Origin of the sequence: Aeromonas sp. FDAARGOS 1408 (assembly GCF_019048665.1) — a bacterium.
Classification (GTDB): Bacteria; Pseudomonadota; Gammaproteobacteria; order Enterobacterales; family Aeromonadaceae; genus Aeromonas; species Aeromonas dhakensis.
Map to the genome: position 1 here is coordinate 4,665,696 of NZ_CP077394.1, position 19,955 is coordinate 4,685,650.

At 61.0% G+C, this 19,955-nt stretch carries 17 protein-coding genes; 5 read left to right on the plus strand and 12 right to left on the minus strand.

All coding sequences use genetic code 11. From position 1 onward, the window contains the following. Window positions 1-53: 53 nt before the first annotated feature. The 9 genes from yacG to I6L38_RS21675 form a co-directional block, all read right to left on the minus strand. Window positions 54-248: a DNA gyrase inhibitor YacG gene (gene yacG, locus I6L38_RS21635; protein WP_005305661.1), complete on the minus strand. Its 195-nt coding sequence runs from the start codon at window positions 246-248 to the stop codon at window positions 54-56. A gap of 9 nt (window positions 249-257) precedes the next feature. Then, window positions 258-980, minus strand: a complete 723-nt coding sequence (zapD, locus tag I6L38_RS21640; protein ID WP_043171619.1) for a cell division protein ZapD — start codon at window positions 978-980, stop codon at window positions 258-260. Between the two features lie 37 nt (window positions 981-1,017). Beyond that, window positions 1,018-1,632: a dephospho-CoA kinase gene (gene coaE / locus I6L38_RS21645; protein WP_216988917.1), complete on the minus strand. Its 615-nt coding sequence runs from the start codon at window positions 1,630-1,632 to the stop codon at window positions 1,018-1,020. Between the two features lie 19 nt (window positions 1,633-1,651). After that, window positions 1,652-2,524 carry an A24 family peptidase gene (locus I6L38_RS21650; RefSeq protein WP_216988918.1) on the minus strand — a complete coding sequence of 291 codons (873 nt, stop codon included), beginning with the start codon at window positions 2,522-2,524 and terminating at the stop codon, window positions 1,652-1,654. 22 nt (window positions 2,525-2,546) lie between these two features. Next, window positions 2,547-3,788 carry a type II secretion system F family protein gene (locus I6L38_RS21655; protein WP_216988919.1) on the minus strand — a complete coding sequence of 414 codons (1,242 nt, stop codon included), beginning with the start codon at window positions 3,786-3,788 and terminating at the stop codon, window positions 2,547-2,549. A gap of 115 nt (window positions 3,789-3,903) precedes the next feature. Beyond that, the gene (tapB, locus tag I6L38_RS21660; RefSeq protein ID WP_216988920.1) at window positions 3,904-5,610 is read right to left on the minus strand and encodes a PilB family type IVa pilus assembly ATPase TapB; all 1,707 of its coding nucleotides are present in this window, start codon (window positions 5,608-5,610) and stop codon (window positions 3,904-3,906) included. Further along, a complete protein-coding gene (locus I6L38_RS21665; RefSeq protein WP_216988921.1) occupies window positions 5,610-6,047 on the minus strand; it encodes a prepilin-type N-terminal cleavage/methylation domain-containing protein in 438 nt (145 codons plus the stop codon). The genes tapB and I6L38_RS21665 overlap by 1 nt, the downstream gene beginning before the upstream one ends. Before the next feature lie 321 nt (window positions 6,048-6,368). After that, window positions 6,369-7,226 (minus strand): carboxylating nicotinate-nucleotide diphosphorylase, encoded by an 858-nt coding sequence (gene nadC / locus I6L38_RS21670; RefSeq protein WP_216988922.1) that lies wholly within the window; start codon window positions 7,224-7,226, stop codon window positions 6,369-6,371. Between the two features lie 4 nt (window positions 7,227-7,230). Further along, window positions 7,231-7,701, minus strand: coding sequence for a TIGR02281 family clan AA aspartic protease (locus I6L38_RS21675; protein WP_017782449.1), 471 nt, complete (start codon window positions 7,699-7,701; stop codon window positions 7,231-7,233). A 123-nt stretch (window positions 7,702-7,824) separates the two neighbouring features. On the opposite strand from I6L38_RS21675, the gene ampD reads away from it, so the two are divergent. The 5 genes from ampD to lpdA all read left to right on the plus strand — a co-directional run bounded on the left by ampD (window position 7,825) and on the right by lpdA (window position 15,766). Continuing rightward, window positions 7,825-8,397 carry a 1,6-anhydro-N-acetylmuramyl-L-alanine amidase AmpD gene (gene ampD / locus I6L38_RS21680; RefSeq protein WP_017782450.1) on the plus strand — a complete coding sequence of 191 codons (573 nt, stop codon included), beginning with the start codon at window positions 7,825-7,827 and terminating at the stop codon, window positions 8,395-8,397. Window positions 8,398-8,672: 275 nt separating this feature from the next. Continuing rightward, the gene (pdhR, locus tag I6L38_RS21685) at window positions 8,673-9,437 is read left to right on the plus strand and encodes a pyruvate dehydrogenase complex transcriptional repressor PdhR (protein ID WP_005305630.1); all 765 of its coding nucleotides are present in this window, start codon (window positions 8,673-8,675) and stop codon (window positions 9,435-9,437) included. A gap of 79 nt (window positions 9,438-9,516) precedes the next feature. Beyond that, on the plus strand, window positions 9,517-12,177 hold the full coding sequence (gene aceE / locus I6L38_RS21690) for a pyruvate dehydrogenase (acetyl-transferring), homodimeric type (RefSeq protein ID WP_005305627.1): 2,661 nt from the start codon (window positions 9,517-9,519) through the stop codon (window positions 12,175-12,177). A 113-nt stretch (window positions 12,178-12,290) separates the two neighbouring features. Beyond that, entirely contained in the window at window positions 12,291-14,189 is a 1,899-nt protein-coding gene (gene aceF, locus I6L38_RS21695; RefSeq protein WP_017766425.1) for a pyruvate dehydrogenase complex dihydrolipoyllysine-residue acetyltransferase, read from the plus strand. A 149-nt stretch (window positions 14,190-14,338) separates the two neighbouring features. Continuing rightward, on the plus strand, window positions 14,339-15,766 hold the full coding sequence (gene lpdA, locus I6L38_RS21700; protein ID WP_005305622.1) for a dihydrolipoyl dehydrogenase: 1,428 nt from the start codon (window positions 14,339-14,341) through the stop codon (window positions 15,764-15,766). Window positions 15,767-15,838: 72 nt separating this feature from the next. Here the strand turns inward: lpdA and I6L38_RS21705 are convergent, their stop codons facing one another. The 3 genes from I6L38_RS21705 to I6L38_RS21715 form a co-directional block, all read right to left on the minus strand. Beyond that, window positions 15,839-16,021: a hypothetical protein gene (locus I6L38_RS21705; protein ID WP_017779057.1), complete on the minus strand. Its 183-nt coding sequence runs from the start codon at window positions 16,019-16,021 to the stop codon at window positions 15,839-15,841. 144 nt (window positions 16,022-16,165) lie between these two features. Beyond that, window positions 16,166-17,812, minus strand: a complete 1,647-nt coding sequence (locus I6L38_RS21710; protein WP_010635966.1) for a methyl-accepting chemotaxis protein — start codon at window positions 17,810-17,812, stop codon at window positions 16,166-16,168. A 132-nt stretch (window positions 17,813-17,944) separates the two neighbouring features. Further along, window positions 17,945-19,852, minus strand: a complete 1,908-nt coding sequence (locus I6L38_RS21715) for a methyl-accepting chemotaxis protein (protein ID WP_026141278.1) — start codon at window positions 19,850-19,852, stop codon at window positions 17,945-17,947. Window positions 19,853-19,955: the final 103 nt, after the last annotated feature.

Sequence of the window (19,955 nt, forward strand, 5' to 3'; positions counted from 1 at the left end):
CGCAGTGCATACCAAAATAAAAAGGGCCGTATCGGCCCTTTTTGCTTGCTGGCTTATTGCCACTGCTCCCCCTCTTCGGGGTAGGGCAGCAGCTCCGGGTCTATTTCCCCCGGGATCCGCTTCTCCTCGTCGGCCCACTCGCCGAGATCGATCAGCTGGCAGCGCTTGCTGCAGAACGGGCGAAACGGGCTTTGCGGGCCCCACTCCAGCTCGGTCTGGCAGGTCGGGCACTTTACCTTGGTCACCATGGATGCTCCTTAGCAGCAGGCCAGCTGGAAGGGCACGTCACCGATCTGCTGCTCTGCGGTCGGCAAAAAGCGCAGGGCGAACCGGTTCTTGTGGCCGCTCAGGGTCGGGTAGCACTGCTGGGTGTCACTCAGGCGAATGCGGATCAGCTCGGCACTCTCGGCGGTATCCTGGAAGAAGCCGTTGACGGCCACCTGTTCGCTGAAGTTGCCGGATTCACGCCACAGGCGCAGCAGCAGGGAGATGGCGTTCATCAACAGGTTGATGTCGCTCAGCCACAGCTGCATCTGCTGATGGCGCGTGATGGCCGGGGTGGCAAGCCAGTGGTGCAGTTGCGGCACGTCGAAGGCGCACAACCCGCCCGGGATGGAGAAGCGCTGGCGGATGGATCCAAGCAGGCGATCTTCTTTCAGACGGGCACCGGGACGCGGTGCACTCAGCAAGTTGCGGGAGAGCTGGGTGCTCTCCTGCTGCATCAGGTTGATCTGCTCCAGGTCGACATCTGGCAGGCTGGCCCAGTGGCTCAGGCGCTGGCTGAGGCGCTCCAGGTCTTTAATCAGGTCGGCGCGCAGGTCACCGCGCTCCAGCAACTCCTGCAGGTCGAACAGGCCCTTGAAAAAGGCGATGTGTGCCCAGGGCTGGTCGCTCTCCAGATTGTCGCGGATCTGGGAAAACAGGGACTCCAGACGAAGATAGGTCCGGCTTTTTTCATTGAGGGGAAAATCGTAAATCATGCCTAATCCTGGCCAGCCATAAACCGGCCTAGTGTACTCACAGTTGGCGGGCTTGTTGAGAGGCAAATGCCAGATATGTCTCGTGCAGCGCGAAAATTCGGCTCTTTATTGCCTCGGGTGTGCCGTTCTGGTTGTCCAGCACATCGTCGGCTGCCGCCAGCCGCTCGGTCCGGCTCGCCTGGGCGGCCAGGATGGCCTCAGCCTGCTCCCGGCTCACGCCGTCCCGGCGACAGGTACGCTCAATCTGGGTCGCTTCGTCCACGTCGATCACCAGTACCCGGTTGGCCAGTGCGGTGAGCCGGTTTTCCACTAGCAGGGGCACCACCAGCAGGCAATAGGGGGAGCGCGCGGCCGCGCACTGGCGCTGCATCTCGCTGCGAATGAGGGGATGGAGCAGGGCGTTGAGCCAGCCCTTGACCTGCGGGTTAGTGAAGACCCGCTCACGCAGCTGGCGGCGATCGAGCCGGCCATCGGGGGCGATGACGTTTGCGCCAAAATGGGCGGCGATGGCGGCCAGGGCTGGGGTGCCGGGTTCCACTACCTCGCGGGCGATGATGTCCGCATCCACTACTTCGATGCCCAGCTCGGCAAACTGATTGGCAACCGTGGTCTTGCCGCTGCCAATCCCGCCAGTAATTGCGACTACATACATGGGTCAGTGCTGCCTTTGATCAGAGAAACGTCGTGAGGTACCAGCGGGTGATGGTATCGCCCCACAGCAGCGCGATCCAGCCGGCGATGGCCAGGTAGGGCCCGAAGGGGATGGGTTTGCCCTGATGGTGGTTGCGCAGCAGGATGAGACTTATCCCTATGATGGCGCCGACCAGGGAGGAGAGCAGCAATACGATGGGCAGGGCATGCCAACCCAGCCAGGCCCCCAACGCCGCCAGCAGCTTGAAGTCGCCGTAGCCCATCCCTTCCTTGCCGGTGAGCAGCTTGAAGGCCCAGTAGAGGCTCCAGAGCACCAGATAGCCGGCCATGGCACCGATCACCGCATCGGCCAACGGAACGAATCCCCCTGCCAGATTGAACAGCAGGCCGCCCCACAGCAGTGGCAGGGTCAGCTGATCCGGCAGCAGCATCTTGTCCAGGTCGATGAAAGTGAGCGCCACCAGCACCCAGGTGAGCAGCAGGGCGGCCAGCAAGCCCCAGCCCGGTGGGAATGTTGCGGCGACGACCAGCGAGAGCAGGGCGGTCAGCAGCTCCACCAGCGGATAACGGGCCGAGATGGGGGCCTGACATTCACGGCAGCGACCCTTGAGCCAGAGCCAGCTGAGCAGGGGGATATTCTCCATGGCCGTGATGGCGTGGCCGCAATGGGGGCAGGCAGAACGCGGCACCATCAGGTTGTAGCGTTCTTCCTGTTGCAGTTGTGTCTCTGGGTTGAAATAGCTGAGGTATTCGGCCTGCCACTCCCGTTCCAGCATGATGGGCAGGCGATGGATCACCACGTTGAGAAAACTGCCGATCATCAGGGAGAAGAGGAATACCAGCGAAAAATAGAGCCAGGGCAGGCTGTGAAAAACGTCAGTGATCAGCAACATCGGGTTCCGGATTGGTTGGGGGTCAGTGGATGACCGACCCCAGTTTGAAGATGGGCAGGTACATGGCGACCACCATGCCACCGACCAGTACCCCCAGCACCACCATGATGAGAGGTTCCAGCAGGCTGGTGAGGCCGTCGACCAGATCGTCCACCTCCTGTTCGAAGATGGTGGCGACCTTGGAGAGCATATCATCGATGGCGCCTGACTCCTCGCCAATCATCACCATCTGGATCACCATGTCGGGGAAGAGATCCACGGTGCGCATGGCCACGTTGATCTGCATGCCGGCCACCACCTCGTTGCGAATGGCCATGACGGCGGTGCGATAGACATAGTTGCCGGAGGCGCCTGCGGCGGAGATCAGGGCATCCACCAGCGGGATACCGGCAGAAAAGGTGGTGGAGAGGGTGCGGGCGAAGCGGGCCATGGCGGCCTTGTGCAATATCATGCCGACCACCGGGATGGTCAGAATGAACTTGTCGGTGTTGTCTCTGACTTTCTGCGAGGCACGCCAGGCTCGCACGTAGAGGAAGATGGCGAGTGCAACCCCGCCAAAGATCATATACCACCAGTTCTGCATGAAGCGGGAGATGCCGATGACGAACTGGGTAAAGGCGGGCAGTTCGGCGCCGAAACTCTTGAAGATGTCCTCAAACTGTGGAATGACGAATAGCAGCAGAATGGAGGTGACGACAATGGCCACCAGGATGACCATGGTGGGGTAGAACATGGCCTTCTTGATCTTGGATTTGAGCGCTTCGGACTTTTCGCGATAAGTCGCGATGCGGTCGTAGATGGTCTCCAGGGCGCCGGACTGCTCGCCCGCCTCAACTAGATCACAATAGAGTGCATCGAAGTGGCGGGGATGGCGGCGCAGCGCCTCGGACATGGGGGTACCGGTCTCCACATCGGCGGCTATCTGGCCCATCAGCTCGCGCATGGCCGCCTTCTCGTGGCTGCGAGCGATGATCTGCAGGCTCTGGACCAGAGGTACGCCGGCTGACAGCATGGTGGTGATCTGGCGGGAGACGACGGCAATGTCCATCGGCTTGATCTTGGCGCCGCCCTTGGAGAAGAGCCCCTGGCTCTTCTTGCTCACCTTGGTGACGTTGACGCCCTGCTTGCGCAGCTCGGCCTTGACCGTGTTGATGCTGTCGGCCTGCAGCTCGCCGGAGACCTTCTGGCCCTTGCGGTTCACCCCGCTCCAGCGAAAGGCGAAGACTTTCTTGGGGGCATTCTGTTTCTGGGTTAGCGTTGCCATCACTGCGTCCTGCAATGGGGCCCGGCTTGCTTGTCGCTAAGAGAAGCAGCCTCGGCCTGATGGAAATCGCCAGGGCCGGCGGCACCTGGATGAATCGGCTGAGCGATAGACTCTGTCAGTTGGTTGTTACCCGGTTTATCTCGGCCAGGCTGGTCACCCCCAGTCGGGCCTTCTCAAGACCGGAGGTACGCAAGGTGCGCATGCCCTCCTTCTGGGCAATGGCCGCAATTTGCATGGAGTTGGCTCCCTGCATGATCAATTTTGCAATATTTTCTGACATCAACAGGATCTCGTAGATGCCGACCCGCCCCTTGTAGCCGCCCGAACACTCCTTGCAACCAACCGGCTTGAACAGCCGCAAGCCTGCGGCCAGCTGCTGTTGGGTGAACCCCAACTCCAGCAGTTCAGCCTCCGGCACCACTTCGGGGGCCTTGCAGTGGTCACACAGCTTGCGTGCCAGTCGCTGTGCCATGATCAGGGTAACCGAGGAGGCGATGTTGAAGGCGGGCACCCCCATGTTCATCATCCGGGTCAGTGTTTCGGCCGCCGAGTTGGTGTGCAATGTGGAGAGCACCAGGTGGCCGGTTTGTGCCGCCTTGATGGCGATCTCGGCGGTTTCAAGATCCCGTATTTCCCCGACCATCACCACATCGGGATCCTGGCGCAGGAAGGAGCGCAGGGCACTGGCGAAGGTGAGCCCGGCCTTGGGGTTGACCTGTACCTGATTGACCCCTGGCAGGTTGATCTCCACTGGGTCTTCGGCGGTCGAAATATTCACTTCTGTGGTGTTGAGAATGTTCAGGCCGGTGTAGAGCGACACCGTCTTGCCCGAACCGGTCGGGCCGGTCACCAGGATCATGCCCTGAGGCTTCGAGAGCGCACGCAGATATTGCGCCTTCTGCCGATCGTCAAAGCCGAGCTGCTCGATATTGAGGCGCGCAGCGGAAGAGTCGAGCAGACGGATAACGATCTTCTCGCCCCACATGGTAGGCAGGGTGTTGACCCGCATGTCCATCGACTTGTTGCGCGACATTTTCAATTTGATGCGGCCATCCTGGGGCAGCCGCCGTTCGGCAATGTCCAGGCGCGCCATCACCTTGAGTCGGGCCGAGAAGCGGTTGGCCAGATTGACCGGCGGCGTTGCTACCTCATGCAGGATCCCGTCTATCCGAAAGCGAATACGGTACTTGGTCTCATAGGGCTCGAAGTGGAGGTCGGATGCACCGCGCTTGATGGCATCCATCATGATCTTGTTGATGTATTTGACGATGGGGGCGTCATCGTCCGCCGTGTTGACGCTCTCGTCGAGTCGTGACCCCTCGTCAGACACTTCCAGCTCGGAAATCTCGGACTCGTCGATCTCCTCCATGCCAAGGGCGTCCTGATCGCTCTCCATCAGCTTGCTGATGGCGGCGGTCAGCTTGTTCTCCTCGACCAGCAAGGCCTCGGTGTGCAGCCCGAAGCTGAAGCCAAAATCCTCCAGTGCCGACACATTGGTCGGGTCGGACATGGCGATATAGAGGGTGTGGCCCTGGGTGTAGATGGGCAGCACATGGTGTTTCTCAATCAGCTTCTGATTGAGGTACTTCTGCGGGATCTCGGCCAGGTCGAAGGCGGCAAGATCCAGCAGAGGTACCCCATATTCCAGCTCGCAGAAGTCGGCCAGCGCCTTGCTGTCGAGGATTTCGTTCTCGATCAGAAAGGTCACAAAGGGCTTGCGCTGCGCCTTGGCCTGGCTCAGATAGCGCTGTGAGTCGGACTCACTGAGCAGGGAAGAGGCGGCCAGGCTTAACGCCAGGCCGCTATGAGGTGATGATGTCATCACTTACCTGGGCAGTAATCTGTCGCAGTAGCTGAGCAGGAACCTGTCCATGTCAGCGGATCGGAATTGCTTGGTGTGGAACTTGTCAGTGTGTAGGTGTCACCAGTTACCAATGGGGAGAGAGTCCCGGCAGCAGCACTCGCTGTGGGGGCTGATGTGATTGTCCATGCAGTAGTTCCGCCACCAGCCACAGTAGTGGTGACATTGCCTTGTGTGACTGCACCACTTTGAATGTTGGCAAGAACACACCCAGTACCATTGGTTTGCACACAGACCTCGATCGCTGTTTTGTACTTACCTGTAGCTGACGCAACCTCAGTCATTTTCGCTTTTTTGGTGTAGTTCTGATACGCCGGTAGCGCAATGGCGGCCAAGATGGCGACGATCGCGACCACGATCATCAATTCGATAAGGGTAAAGCCTGATTGTTTCTTCATTTCAAATATCCTTTTTGTCCTTGGTTCCTGGGAAGTGCCGGTGGAAAACTATCCACACGTCAGTATCTTATCCGAGCTGTCCGACTTGGCAACAGAGGTCGGGGTCTTTGTTAACAATCTTTCTGTCATTTGCGAAAAATTTGATATAAATCATGGATGAAGAGCCCCTATCGACTCTTTGTAGCTGGCGGGGATGGGTCCATCTCACACTCCTTTGCCGAGGGATCCTGCCTTAAAGAAAAGGCGCCCATGGCGCCTTTTGCAAGTCCTTCATCTTGTTATATGTCACCGGCCCGACGGGGCATGGTGAACGCCCTTCGGCTAGATAAAACGCATCGAGAGATCCAGGGCCCGCACATGTTTGGTCAGGGCACCGACCGAAATGAAGTCGACACCGGTAGCCGCATATTCGGCCAAGGTATCCAGTGTGACGTTGCCGGAGACCTCCAGCTTGGCCCGCCCCTGATTGAGTGCAACGGCCTCGCGCATCATGGGCACGTCGAAGTTGTCCAGCATCACGATATCGGCGTGAGCGGCCAATGCCTGTGCCAGCTCGGCCAGGGATTCGACCTCGACTTCCACCGGTTTGCCCGGGTTGAGCCGGCGAGCCTCGGCAATGGCCTGCGCTATGCCACCACAGGCGAGAATATGGTTCTCTTTGATGAGATAGGCGTCATAGAGGCCGATGCGGTGGTTCTTGCCGCCGCCGCAGGTGACCGCATATTTCTGGGCGCTGCGAAGGCCGGGCAGGGTCTTGCGGGTGTCGAGCAGGCGGCAATCTGTGCCTGCCAGCTCGGCCACGTAGCGGGCGGTGAGGGTGGCGACGCCGGAGAGGGTCTGCACGAAGTTCAGCGCATTGCGCTCGCCGGTCAGCAGGGTGCGAGCCGGGCCGTGCAGACGGAACAGCTCCTGATTGGGGGCGAGCACTTCACCATCCTGCACCAGCCACTCCACTTGCACATCGCCGCCAAGTTGGGTGAATACTTCATCTACCCAGGGCTGGCCGCAGAAGACGCCGGCTTCGCGGGTGATGACTCGGGCCATCGAGACGCGATCTGCCGGGATCAGCTGGGCCGTGATATCGGCGCTGGCATCCGGTTGGTCCAGCGCGGTGAGGGCGTCGCCCAAGTCTTCGAGTAATGCGGCGCGCACGGCGCGACGGATGTCCTGTTGTAGCATGCCTTTATTCCTGCAAAGGTCTGAGCAGCAATTGCCGCTCCTTTTGAACCAGCTCCAGCCGGCCGAGGGCATTCATGCCTACCAGCACCTCGTCGCCAGCCGCCGCCGGGTTGATAAAGATGGCCAGATCGTACAAGGTCAATGGTCCCATCGCCAGCGTTTCGATGGTGCCGTTGCCGACCCGGATATACCCGGCTGCCGTATTCACCTGGCTGCTGCCGTGGGCGGTCAGGCCGAGCCGCTCGGCGACCCGTTGCGGCACTGTGATGAGCGTTGCGCCGGTATCGAGCAGCAGTTGCACCGGCTGGCCGTTGATGGCACCCTCCAGTCGATAGTGGCCGCTCTGGTCGGCCCTCAGCAGGAGTTCGCCGCTGCTGGTGACACTCGGTTGGGTGCGGGAGTGGAAGTAGAGGGTCAGCAGGCCCATCAAAGAGAGCCAGGCCAGTAGCCAGAACCAGCGCGCCGTTTGCTGCATACCTCATCCACATCGAGCCAAAGATGACCCAGCCTAACACACAATTTTCCACTGATTCAGCGGCTTGGTGACAAGATGCCGGCCCGGATCGCGCTTTTCCCCTCAACTCGTATCGAGTAGCCGATGACCCATCCTGACCTCACGTTTTCCATCGACGCCGCCGGCTGGTGCCGGGAGGCTCGCAAGGTGCCCTCTCCCCACCACAACGAGCGGGCCAGCCCGAGCGACATCTCTCTGCTGGTGGTGCATGGCATCAGCCTGCCGCCAGGCGAGTTCGGCGGACCCTTCATCGATGACCTTTTTCTGGGGCGGCTTGATCCCGTGGCTCACCCCTACTTTGCCGACATCCATCAGCTGCGGGTCTCGGCCCACTGTTTGATCCGGCGCGATGGTGAACTGGTGCAGTATGTGCCGTTTGGTGCCAGAGCCTGGCATGCCGGGGTATCTAGCTGGCAGGGGCGGGAGGCGTGCAACGACTTCTCCATCGGAATCGAGCTGGAAGGGACCGACGAACTGCCCTACACGGACGCACAGTATGAGGTATTGGTTGGGCTCAGCCGAACCTTGTCGAGTCATTATCCCGCCATCACGGCGGATCGCATCGTCGGCCATTGCGACATAGCGCCGGGGCGCAAGACGGATCCGGGTGAGAGTTTCGAATGGCAGCGATATCGCCAGGCACTCAACTTTAAGTAAATATTCTAAAAATAAGTTTGTGTTTTTAAAACAATGGCTTGCCTCTATGGCAGGCCATTTTTATTCGCTGTTGATCAAATGTTGCCTGTGAGCCATGTCAAAAATATTGGTCTGACCAATTTCTATGAGGCAAATCATAAATCCCTCTATTTACCCCTTAAGTGGCAAGGTTGATTCTTGATTCAGATCATCTTTTGGGTGGACTTTTCCCATGCCCTCTGCTAATTTTCGCCCCATTCATGAAATTGGTAATACCAATTTAACAAAGCAGCCTCATGCCCTATCTCAAGATTACTCAACCCAAGTTGGCCGACGCCATTGTCGCCGAGCTGGAACAGATGATTCTGGAAGGCAGTTTGCAGCCGGGCCAGAAGTTGCCGCCCGAGCGGGAACTGGCCATCCAGTTTCAGGTTTCGCGCCCTTCGCTGCGCGAAGCCATCCAGCGCCTCGAGGCAAGAGGACTCTTGTATCGTCGTCAGGGCGGCGGCACTTACGTACAGAATGCCCTGAGCAAAGGGATCGCCGATCCCCTGTTCGAGCTGCTCAGCACCCACCCGGAAGCCCAGTACGACCTGCTGGAGTTTCGCCATGCGCTGGAAGGCATCTGTGCCTACTATGCTGCATTGCGGGGAACGGAAGCCGATTTCGAGCGGATCCGTCAGGTGCAATCAGCCATCGAGGAGGCTGGCCAGCAAGGCTCGCTGGTAGCCGAATCCGCTGCCGTCACCCAGTTCTATCTGGCGGTGGCCGAGGCGTCCCACAACGTGGTGCTGTTGCATCTGCTGCGGGCCATGGGCCCCATGCTTGAGCAGAACATTTTACGCAATAACGAAATTCTGAATCGCCGTCCGGGAGTGGTCGCCAAGATCCGTCGCCATCGTGCGCATCTGATCGAGGCTATCCTGTCGGGGGCTCCGGAGCGGGCCAGGGCAGCTTGTCATGAGCACCTGGCCTTTATCGAGGACACCTTGTTGGATATGCAGAGGGAAGACAGCCGGATCCAGCGATCCATGCGTCGGATCCGTCAGCAGGAAAACTAATCCCACAAGGCTTTATTGTCGAATGCTTGCGCCCTTCGCCGTGCAATGCCGTGCAATCACAACATAATAGGAACCAGCCATGTCTGATATCCTGAAGAACGATGTGGACCCGATAGAAACGCTGGAGTGGCTTGCCTCTCTGGAATCCCTGCTGCGTGAAGAGGGTCCGCAACGCGCTCAGTTCATCCTTGAACAGTTGGCCGAGAAAGCCCGCGCAAGCGGTGTGGACGTGGCTGCCAAGGCAAATCGCGACTACATCAACACCATCCCGTCCAGCGACGAGCCGGCTTACCCGGGCGACCTGGAGATGGAACGCCGCATTCGCGCCATCATCCGCTGGAACGCCATGATGATAGTGCTGCGCGCCTCCAAGAAAGACTTGGACCTGGGTGGTCACATGTCTTCCTTCGCCTCTTCCGCGACCATCTACGAAGTCTGCTACAACCACTTCTTCCGTGCCCGCAACGAGAAAGACGGTGGCGACCTGGTTTACTTCCAGGGTCACATCTCCCCGGGCATCTACGCCCGTGCATTTGCCGAAGGTCGCCTGACCGAAGAGCAGCTGGACAACTTCCGTCAGGAAGTGGATGGCAAGGGTATCCCTTCCTACCCGCACCCGAAACTGATGCCGGAATTCTGGCAGTTCCCGACCGTCTCCATGGGTCTGGGCCCCATCGCCGCCATCTATCAGGCCCGCTTCCTGAAGTACCTGACCGACCGTGGCATCAAGGATTGCTCCGAGCAGACCGTTTACGCCTTCCTGGGTGACGGCGAGATGGACGAGCCGGAAGCCAAGGGCGCCCTGACCGTTGCCGTGCGTGAAAAGCTCGACAACCTGGTGTTCGTGGTCAACTGCAACCTGCAGCGTCTGGATGGCCCGGTTGTCGGCAACGGCAAGGTCATCAACGAGCTGGAAGGCCTGTTCGCTGGCGCCGGCTGGGACGTCACCAAGGTTATCTGGGGTCGCAAGTGGGATGAGCTGCTGAAGAAAGACACTTCCGGCAAGCTGATCCAGCTGATGAACGAGACCGTGGATGGTGACTACCAGACCATGAAGTCCCGCGATGGCGGCTACGTGCGAGAGCACTTCTTCAACCGTTACCCGGAAACCGCCGCGCTGGTCAAAGACATGACCGACGAGGAGATCTTCGCCCTGAACCGCGGTGGTCACGATCCTCGCAAACTGTTTGCCGCCTTCTCCAAGGCTGCACAGACCAAGGGCAAGCCGACCGTGATCCTGGCCAAGACCATCAAGGGCTATGGCATGGGCGAAGCGGCCGAAGGCAAGAACATCGCTCACCAGGTCAAGAAGATGGATCTGGGCTCAGTGCGTCACCTGCGCGATCGTTTCAACCTGCCGGTGACCGACGAGCAGCTGGAAAACCTGCCGTACCTGAAGATCGAAGAGGGTACCGAAGAGCACAAGTACCTGCACGCCCGTCGTGCCGCTCTGAAGGGTTATGTTCCGACCCGTCTGCGCGAGAGCACCACCAAGCTGGAAATCCCGGCGCTGGATGCCTTCGGTCCGCTGCTGGGTGAACAGGCGCGTGAAATCTCCACCACCATGGCGTTCGTGCGTTCCCTGAACGTGATGTTGAAAGACAAGTCCATCGGCAAGCGCATCGTGCCGATCCTGGCTGACGAAGCTCGTACCTTCGGTATGGAAGGCCTGTTCCGCCAGATCGGTATCTACAGCCCGCACGGTCAGCAGTACACCCCGCAAGACCGCGACATCGTCTCCTACTACAAGGAAGACAAGCAGGGTCAGGTTCTGCAAGACGGTATCAACGAGCTGGGCGCCATGTCCTCCTGGCTGGCTGCTGCGACCTCTTACAGCACCAACGATTGCCCGATGATCCCGTTCTACATCTACTACTCCATGTTCGGCTTCCAGCGGATCGGCGACATGGCGTGGGCAGCCGGTGACCAGCAAGCCCGTGGCTTCCTGCTGGGTGCGACCTCCGGTCGTACTACCCTGAACGGCGAAGGTCTGCAGCACGAAGATGGTCACAGCCACATCCTGGCCAACACCATCCCTAACTGCGTCTCCTACGACCCGTCCTACGCCTATGAAGTAGCGGTGATCGTACAGGACGGTCTGCGCCGCATGTACGGTGAGAACCCGGAGAACGTGTTCTACTACATCACCACTCTGAACGAGAACTACGCCATGCCGGCCATGCCGGAAGGCGCCGAGGAAGGCATCCGCAAGGGTATCTACAAGCTGGAAACCGTGGCCGGCACCAAGGCCAAGGTACAGCTGCTGGGTTGTGGCTCCATCCTGGGTCACGTGCGCACCGCCGCCCAGATCCTGGCCAGCGAATACGGCATTGGTTCCGACGTGTTCAGCGTCACCTCCTTCAACGAGCTGGCTCGTGACGGTCAGGACGCGGATCGCTGGAACATGCTGCACCCGACTGCCGAGGCTCGCGTTCCCTACATCGCTCAGGTGCTGGGCAGCGAAGCCACCATCGCCGCGACCGACTACATGAAGTCCTTCGCCGATCAGGTGCGTGCCTTCGTGCCGACCGAAAACTACCGTGTGCTGGGTACCGACGGTTACGGCCGTTCCGACAGCCGTGCCAACCTGCGTCGTCACTTCGAAGTGAACGAGTTCTACGTAGTGGTTGCTGCCCTGACCGAACTGGCCAAGCGCGGCGAGGTAGACAAGCAGGTTGTGGCCGAGGCCATCGCCAAGTACGGCATCGATGCCGACAAGGTCAACCCGCTGTACGCGTAAGAGGATCAAGTGTCGTGCCGGGACTCGCTGCCCGGCACGACCTTGCAAAGGTTAACGCGAGAGACGCGTGACAGCAGTCGGTCACGCGGATGCACGCAAGAGGATAAAGTACAATGTCCAAACAGATTATGGTGCCGGATATCGGCGCCGATGAAGTTGAAGTCACCGAGATCATGGTGGCCGTGGGTGACAAGGTCGAACTCGATCAGTCCATCATCGCGGTAGAAGGCGACAAGGCCTCCATGGAAGTCCCGGCCCCGTCCGCCGGTATCGTCAAAGAGATCCTGATCAAGGTGGGCGACAAGGTTGCCACCGGTTCCCAGATCATGATCTTCGAAGCCGAGGGTGCTGCCGCACCTGCGCCGGCCCAGGCCGCTGCACCGGTTGCAGCCGCACCGGCCGCCGCTCCTGCTGCCGCCGCTCGCAAAGACGTGCACGTGCCGGACATCGGTGACGACGAAGTGGACGTGACCGAGATCATGGTTGCCGTGGGCGACATGGTTGAAGCCGACCAGTCCATCATAGCCGTGGAAGGTGACAAGGCCTCCATGGAAGTGCCGGCACCGTTCGCGGGCCGCGTGGTCGAGATCAAGGTTGCCGCTGGCGCCAAGGTCTCTACCGGCTCCCTGGTGATGGTGTTCGAAGTGGCTGGCGCCGCTCCTGCCGTTGCTGCTGCACCGGCCCAGGCTGCCGCTCCCGTGGCTGCTGCCCCGGTTGCCGCCGCTGCCAAAGAGGTCAATGTACCGGATATCGGTGGCGACGAAGTCGAAGTCACCGAGATCATGGTCGCCGTGGGTGACAAGGTTGAAGCCGACCAGTCCCTGATCGCCGTGGAAGGTGACAAGGCCTCCATGGAAGTGCCTGCGCCGTTCGCCGGTGTGGTCAAAGAGATCAAGGTGAAGGCGGGTGACAAGGTCTCCACCGGTTCCCTGATCATGGTATTCGAAGTGGCTGGTGCCGCTCCGGCTGCCGTGGCTGCTCCGGCTCCTGCCGCTGCACCTGTTGCTGCCGCTCCGGCTGCCGCTGCTCCTGCGCCGGTTGCCCAGGCTGCTGCCGCCTCCGACTTCGTTGCCAACGATGCCTACGTACACGCCTCTCCGGCGGTACGCCGTCTGGCTCGCGAGTTTGGTGTCAACCTGGCCAAGGTGAAAGCCTCCGGTCGCAAGGGTCGCATCGTCAAAGAAGACGTGCAGGCCTACGTGAAGGATGCGGTCAAGCGCGCCGAGTCCGCTCCGGCTGCAGGTCAAGGTACTGGTAACGGCAACGGCATGAGTGTGCTGGCGTGGCCGAAGGTCGATTTCAGCAAGTTCGGTGATGTGGAAGAGGTCGATCTGACCCGCATCCAGAAGATCTCTGGTCCGAACCTGCACCGCAACTGGGTCATGATCCCCCATGTCACCCAGTTCGACGAAGCCGATACCACCGAGCTGGAAGCGTTCCGCAAAGAGCAGAACGCGATGCTCGAGAAGCAGAAGGCAGACGTGAAGATCACCCCGCTGGTGTTCATCCTGAAAGCCGCCGCCAAGGCGCTGGAAGCTCACCCGCGCTTCTGCAGCTCCCTGTCCGAAGATGGCAGCAAGCTGATCATGAAGAAGTACATCCACATCGGTGTGGCGGTGGATACCCCCAACGGTCTGGTTGTGCCCGTGGTGCGCGATGTCAACAAGAAGGGCATCATGGAGCTGTCTCGCGATCTGGCCGAGATCTCCAAGAAGGCCCGTGCCGGCAAGCTGACCGCTGCCGACATGCAGGGCGGTTGCTTCACCATCTCCAGCCTGGGTGGCATCGGTGGTACCAGCTTTACCCCGATCGTCAACGCGCCGGAAGTGGCCATCCTGGGCGTCTCCAAGTCCGAGATGAAGCCGAAGTGGAACGGCAAAGAGTTCGCGCCGCGTCTGATGCTGCCGCTGGCCCTGAGCTACGACCACCGCGTCATCGATGGTGCCGATGGAGCCCGCTTCATCACCACCATGAACGGCGTGCTGTCCGACATCCGTCGACTGGTCCTGTAAGTGAGAGGGCGGGCCCAGAGCCTGCCCTTTTTACTTCTCATTTCGTTAACAGGATTGTAAACTTGCCCCGTTTTTTTCACGGCTGCAGCCGCCTTGTCCTGGCTTAAGACTGCGCTGTCCGGGGATATAAGAACGACAAAGAGGTCATGATGAGTAAAGAAATCAAAACCCAGGTCGTAGTACTGGGTGCTGGCCCTGCCGGTTATTCCGCTGCCTTCCGTGCGGCTGACTTGGGTCTGGATACCATTATCGTCGAGCGTTACTCCACCCTGGGGGGCGTCTGCCTGAACGTGGGCTGCATCCCGTCCAAGGCGCTGCTGCACGTCGCCAAAGTCATTGAAGAAGCCAAGGCGCTGGCCGAGCACGGCATCGTCTTCGGTGCCCCGCAGACCGACATCGACAAGGTGCGTCTGTGGAAAGAGAAGGTCATCAACCAGCTGACCGGCGGTCTGGCTGGCATGGCCAAGATGCGTAAAGTCCAGGTTGTGAACGGCTTTGGCAAGTTCACCGGCCCGAACACCCTGGAAGTGGAAGGCGCCGACGGCAAGACCACCGTCACCTTCGACAACGCCATCATCGCCGCCGGTTCCCGTCCGGTGAAACTGCCGTTCATCCCCCATGACGACCCGCGCGTATGGGACTCTACCGATGCGCTGGAGCTGACTACCGTTCCGGGCAAGCTGCTGGTCATCGGTGGCGGCATCATCGGTCTGGAGATGGGGACCGTGTACTCCTCCCTGGGCTCCGAGATCGACGTGGTGGAATTTGCCGACCAGCTGGTACCGGCTGCTGACAAAGACATCGTCAAGATCTACACCAAGCGCGTTGCCAAGAAATTCAACATCATGCTGGAGACCAAGGTCACCGCAGTTGAAGCCCGTGAAGACGGCCTGTACGTCTCCTACGAAGGCAAGCACGCCCCGGCCGAGCCGGTTCGTTACGACAACGTGCTGGTTGCCGTAGGTCGCGTGCCGAACGGCAAGATGCTGGATGCCGAGAAGGCCGGCGTTGCCGTGACCGAGCGCGGTTTCATCGAGGTGGACAAGCAGCTGCGTACCAACGTGGCGCACATCCACGCCATCGGCGACATCGTCGGTCAGCCGATGCTGGCTCACAAGGGTGTGCACGAAGGCCACGTGGCTGCCGAAGTCATCGCTGGCAAGAAGCACTACTTCGACCCGAAAGTGATCCCGTCCATCGCCTACACCGAGCCGGAGATGGCCTGGGTTGGTCTGACCGAGAAGGAAGCCAAGCAACAAGGGCTGAACTTCGAAGTCGCCACCTTCCCATGGGCTGCTTCCGGTCGCGCCATCGCGTCCGACTGCTCCGACGGCATGACCAAGCTGATCTTCGACAAGGAGAGCGGCCGCGTCATCGGTGGTGCCATCGTGGGTACCAACGGTGGTGAACTGCTGGGTGAAATCGGTCTGGCCATCGAGATGGGTGCCGACGCCGAAGACATCGCGCTGACCATCCACGCTCACCCGACTCTGCACGAGTCCGTGGGTCTGGCTGCCGAAGTGTTCGAAGGCTCCATCACCGACCTGCCGAACGCCAAGGCCAAGAAGAAGAAGTAATTCTCTTCCCGCCCCATGAAAAAGCCGCTCAATCGAGCGGCTTTTTGTTTTTCAGCGGCAGGCGGCTGGTTGTCAGCAGCGCCCCTTCTTCGCCTGGCCGGGCGGGCAGAAGGTGCCGTAGCCCCCCCGATCTCCGTCGCTGACCCGGATCCGGGTATCGTCCACGCTCACGTCGGCACCGTGCACCCGTACTGGTCCGCTGCTGCAGGCGCTGAGCAGCCCCCCCAGCACTATCATCACTACCAGCTTGCCCATAACTCCTCCTCTCATTTTCCTGATTATGGGGCATTTTCAGAAGCCGGTGGAGGCGGCGCAAAAGCGCCTGCGTCACGGCTTGCCGTGGTGGCGACAGAGGGCGCCGCGGCGCCCTCTGTCGGGTGATGAAGTGGGCGCCAAAAGTTACAGCCGGAAGTTGCCGACCAGCTTGTCCAGCTCGCCGGAGAGGTGCTGCAGGCTGCGGCTCGACTCGGTGAGCTGGTGGGCGATGTCGGCGGTCTCCATGGTGAGCTGGTTGATGTCTTCCACGTTGCGGTTGATCTCGCCCACCACGCTGGATTGCTCCTCGGTGGCGGTGGCAACCTGGATGTTCATGTCGCTGATCTGGGTGATGTGGGCGGTGATCTGGCCGAGGGCGCCGTTGGCCGCATCGGCCTGGGTGACCACTTCCAGGCTCTGGTTGCGGCCCTGGGTCATGGCGTTGACCGCGCGGGCGCTCTGCTCCTGCAGCCGGTTGATCATGCCCTGGATCTCGGCGGTGGAGGCGGCGGAGCGACTGGCGAGGTTGCGCACCTCGTCGGCCACCACCGCGAAGCCGCGGCCCTGCTCGCCGGCGCGGGCGGCCTCGATGGCGGCGTTGAGCGCCAGCAGGTTGGTCTGCTCCGAGATGCTGCGAATGGTGTCGAGGATGCTGCCGATGGAGTCGGTCTGGCTGGCCAGCGACTCGATGACCCCGGCCACCCCTTCAATCTCGCCGGAGAGGCCGACGATGCCATGACGGGCCTGGGCGACCACGCCGGCCCCCGCATCCGCCTGCTCGTTGGCCTGTCTCGCCACCTCTGCGGCGAGGGAGGCATTGCCGGCGATTTCGCTCACGGTGGCCCCCATCTCGTGGATGGCGGTGGCTACCTGCACGGTGCGATCGCGCTGGGCGGTGCAGTTGTGCTGGGTTAGCTGGGCCTTGGCGGCCACCTCGTCGGCGGTGGCGGCCAGTTGATGGGAGTTGCGGGCTACCTGCTCGATGGCGCTGTGGATCTTGCTGACGAAGTGATTGAAGCTCACCGTGATCTCCGCCAGCTCGTCATTGCCCTTCAGCTGGGCACGGGAATCCAGCGCCAGGTGTTCGGCGGCATAGCCAATGTACTGTTGCAGGAAGCTGACGCGATTGCGCAGGCCACGCAGTACCAGAAAGGAGACCAGCAGGCAGATGACGAGTGCGCCTCCTATGATGGCGAGCATCTGGCTTTCGCCCCGTGCGAAGCTCTGCTGACTGATGGCGTGACGCTGCTGGGCCAGCTTCATCAGTTCGTCGAGCTGGGTATTGGCACTCTTGCGCATGGTGCCGTAGGTCACCGCGTAGCGCTCCTTGTAGATGCGCCGTGCACTCTCCATGTCACCCTGCTCCATTGCGGCCAGCATGGGCTGCAACTCACTCTTTTCCATCGCCTCGAATTGTTCGAACAGCTGCTGGGCATTTTGCCGCGCGGCAGGATCGACCTGGGCGTTGACCGCCAGCTGCATGGCCTGGCGCATCTCGGGGATGTCCTCTTCCCGTGTCTCCTTGACCCGGGTCAACACCCCCTTTTCATCCTTGAGCGAGGTTTCTTGCAGCAGCATCATGTCGAGCCCCACCCGCATGCGGGGGATGCGCGACACTACCTCTGCCATGGCCCGCATCGGGGTGGCAGTGTTCTCGTAGAGCTCGGTGGCCTGTCGTTCGATAGCGCCCATGCTGCGAAGGCTGGCGGCGCCCACCAGCAGCAGCGCCAGGCAGGGCACGGCGACAGCCAGTATCAACTGGCTCTTGATTGTCAGTTTACCCTCTAGCATGGGTTCTCCTCGCTGATCATGACGATGTGAATTATCACAGTATAAATCGACGGATCTGGCGCCAACTTGAGCCTTTGTTAACAAACGGCCAACAAAAAGGGGCGCCATGCGCCCCTTGTGATGTCAAAAGCCTCAAAGTCGGAAGTTGCCGACCAGCTTGTCCAGCTCGCCGGAGAGGTGCTGCAGGCTGCGGCTTGACTCGGTGAGCTGGTGGGCGATGTCGGCGGTCTCCATGGTGAGCTGGTTGATGTCTTCCACGTTGCGGTTGATCTCGCCCACCACGCTGGACTGCTCCTCGGTGGCGGTGGCGACCTGGATGTTCATGTCGCTGATCTGGGTGATGTGGGCGGTGATCTGGCCGAGGGCGCCGTTGGCCGCATCGGCCTGGGAGACCACTTCCAGGCTCTGGTTGCGACCCTGGGCCATGGCGCTGACGGCGCGGGCGCTCTGCTCCTGCAGCCGGTTGATCATGCCCTGGATCTCGGCGGTGGAGGCGGCGGAGCGGCTGGCGAGGTTGCGCACCTCGTCGGCCACCACCGCGAAGCCGCGGCCCTGCTCACCGGCACGGGCCGCCTCGATGGCGGCGTTGAGCGCCAGCAGGTTGGTCTGCTCCGAGATGCTGCGAATGGTGTCGAGGATGCTGCCGATGGAGTCGGTCTGGCTGGCCAGCGACTCGATGACCCCGGCCACCCCTTCAATCTCGCCGGAGAGGCCGACGATGCCGTGACGGGCCTGGGCCACCACCACGGCGCCGGCGTCGGCCTGCTCGTTGGCCTGTTTGGCCACGTCTGCCGCCAGCGAGGCATTGCCGGCGATTTCACTCACGGTAGCCCCCATCTCGTGGATGGCGGTGGCCACCTGCACGGTGCGATCGCGCTGGGCGGTGCAGTTGTGCTGGGTCAGCTGGGCCTTGGCGGCCACCTCGTTGGCAGTGGCGGCGAGCTGGCGGGAGTTGTCGGCCACCTGCTCGATGGAGCCGTGGATCTTGGCGACGAAGTTGTTGAAGCCGGTGGCAACCTGGGCCAGTTCATCCCGCCCTTCCACCTTGAGGCGCTGGGTCAGGTCGCCGTCGCCGCTGCCGAGTTCGCGGAACAGGCGGGCCAGCTGGTTGAGCGGGCGGCTCACCGAGCCGGCCAGCAGCATGCCGAGCAGGCCCATGCCGGCGGCGATGGCCAGGCTCACCAGCAGGATGTGCAGGCGGGCCCGATCCAGTTCGGCATAGATCTCCGCTTCCGGTACCTGGGCCACCAGGTACCAGTCGAGCAGGGGGATGTAGCTGCTGGCCAGCACCACCGGCTGACCATCCACCTCGGCGTGGGTGGCGGCAAAGGGTTGCTTGGCCAGCAGGTTGCCGCTGCCGCTTGCCAGCTGGGTCAGGCTGTCCCGGTCGATGCGGCTGGCGTCGGGGTGCAGCTTCACCTTGCCGCTGCCATCGGTCATGAAGACGAAGCCGCTGTCACCGATGCGGAAGTTGGCGAGCATGCTGACCATGCTGTCGAGGGACTTGGCGAGACCGGCGAGGCCGCGGCCATTGAGTTGCTGGAAGTTGACGAACAGCTTCACCTCGCCGTTGCTCTCGCGAAAGATGCTGAGCATCAGGTCTTGCTGGCTCTTGGTGTAGCCGTAGAACCAGGCGTCCTGCTCCGGGGTGAGGTTGCGCAGGAAGCCATCCTGGTTGTAGTAGGCGGCGCTCTGGCGATCGGCGAAGGAGGCGGTGACCAGACCATACTGGCTCGTCATGTCCTTGAGCTGGTTGATGAGGATGGACTCCTGCTCCTTGGGCATGCCGCGCTCGACCCAGTCCAGCACGAAGCGATCGTTGGCCAGCTGTCTGGCGGCGCCGGCGACCGAGGTGAGATCCTTCTCGATCTCCTTGCCGATGCGCTGGGTCAGGTTGGGCAGCTCCTGCTCGAACATGCGGGTTTCGATCAGTTGCTGGGCCGAACGCTGGCTGAAGTAGCCTACCAGCAGGCAGGAGAGCACCACGGCGAGGGTGACTGTGGCCAGGATTTTCTGTTTGAGTGTCAGGCTTGCAAGCATAAGAGTGACTCGGATGGATGAACGCGGGATTGAGCACATATTAGCGGCAGCCCGGCGCCACCCTTGATAGGCCGGCCCACTTTATTGATGGATTACGTTTGCG

Coding starts and splice junctions, on each gene's coding strand:
- yacG (WP_005305661.1), bottom strand. CDS start 248: ATGGTGACCAAGGTAAAGTGCCCGACCTGCCAGACCGAGCTGGAGTGG.
- tapB (WP_216988920.1), bottom strand. CDS start 5,610: ATGACATCATCACCTCATAGCGGCCTGGCGTTAAGCCTGGCCGCCTCT.
- zapD (WP_043171619.1), bottom strand. CDS start 980: ATGATTTACGATTTTCCCCTCAATGAAAAAAGCCGGACCTATCTTCGT.
- I6L38_RS21675 (WP_017782449.1), bottom strand. CDS start 7,701: ATGCAGCAAACGGCGCGCTGGTTCTGGCTACTGGCCTGGCTCTCTTTG.
- I6L38_RS21705 (WP_017779057.1), bottom strand. CDS start 16,021: ATGGGCAAGCTGGTAGTGATGATAGTGCTGGGGGGGCTGCTCAGCGCC.
- lpdA (WP_005305622.1), top strand. CDS start 14,339: ATGAGTAAAGAAATCAAAACCCAGGTCGTAGTACTGGGTGCTGGCCCT.
- I6L38_RS21665 (WP_216988921.1), bottom strand. CDS start 6,047: ATGAAGAAACAATCAGGCTTTACCCTTATCGAATTGATGATCGTGGTC.
- pdhR (WP_005305630.1), top strand. CDS start 8,673: ATGCCCTATCTCAAGATTACTCAACCCAAGTTGGCCGACGCCATTGTC.
- aceF (WP_017766425.1), top strand. CDS start 12,291: ATGTCCAAACAGATTATGGTGCCGGATATCGGCGCCGATGAAGTTGAA.
- ampD (WP_017782450.1), top strand. CDS start 7,825: ATGACCCATCCTGACCTCACGTTTTCCATCGACGCCGCCGGCTGGTGC.
- I6L38_RS21710 (WP_010635966.1), bottom strand. CDS start 17,812: ATGCTAGAGGGTAAACTGACAATCAAGAGCCAGTTGATACTGGCTGTC.
- I6L38_RS21650 (WP_216988918.1), bottom strand. CDS start 2,524: ATGTTGCTGATCACTGACGTTTTTCACAGCCTGCCCTGGCTCTATTTT.
- aceE (WP_005305627.1), top strand. CDS start 9,517: ATGTCTGATATCCTGAAGAACGATGTGGACCCGATAGAAACGCTGGAG.
- I6L38_RS21715 (WP_026141278.1), bottom strand. CDS start 19,852: ATGCTTGCAAGCCTGACACTCAAACAGAAAATCCTGGCCACAGTCACC.
- coaE (WP_216988917.1), bottom strand. CDS start 1,632: ATGTATGTAGTCGCAATTACTGGCGGGATTGGCAGCGGCAAGACCACG.
- I6L38_RS21655 (WP_216988919.1), bottom strand. CDS start 3,788: ATGGCAACGCTAACCCAGAAACAGAATGCCCCCAAGAAAGTCTTCGCC.
- nadC (WP_216988922.1), bottom strand. CDS start 7,226: ATGCTACAACAGGACATCCGTCGCGCCGTGCGCGCCGCATTACTCGAA.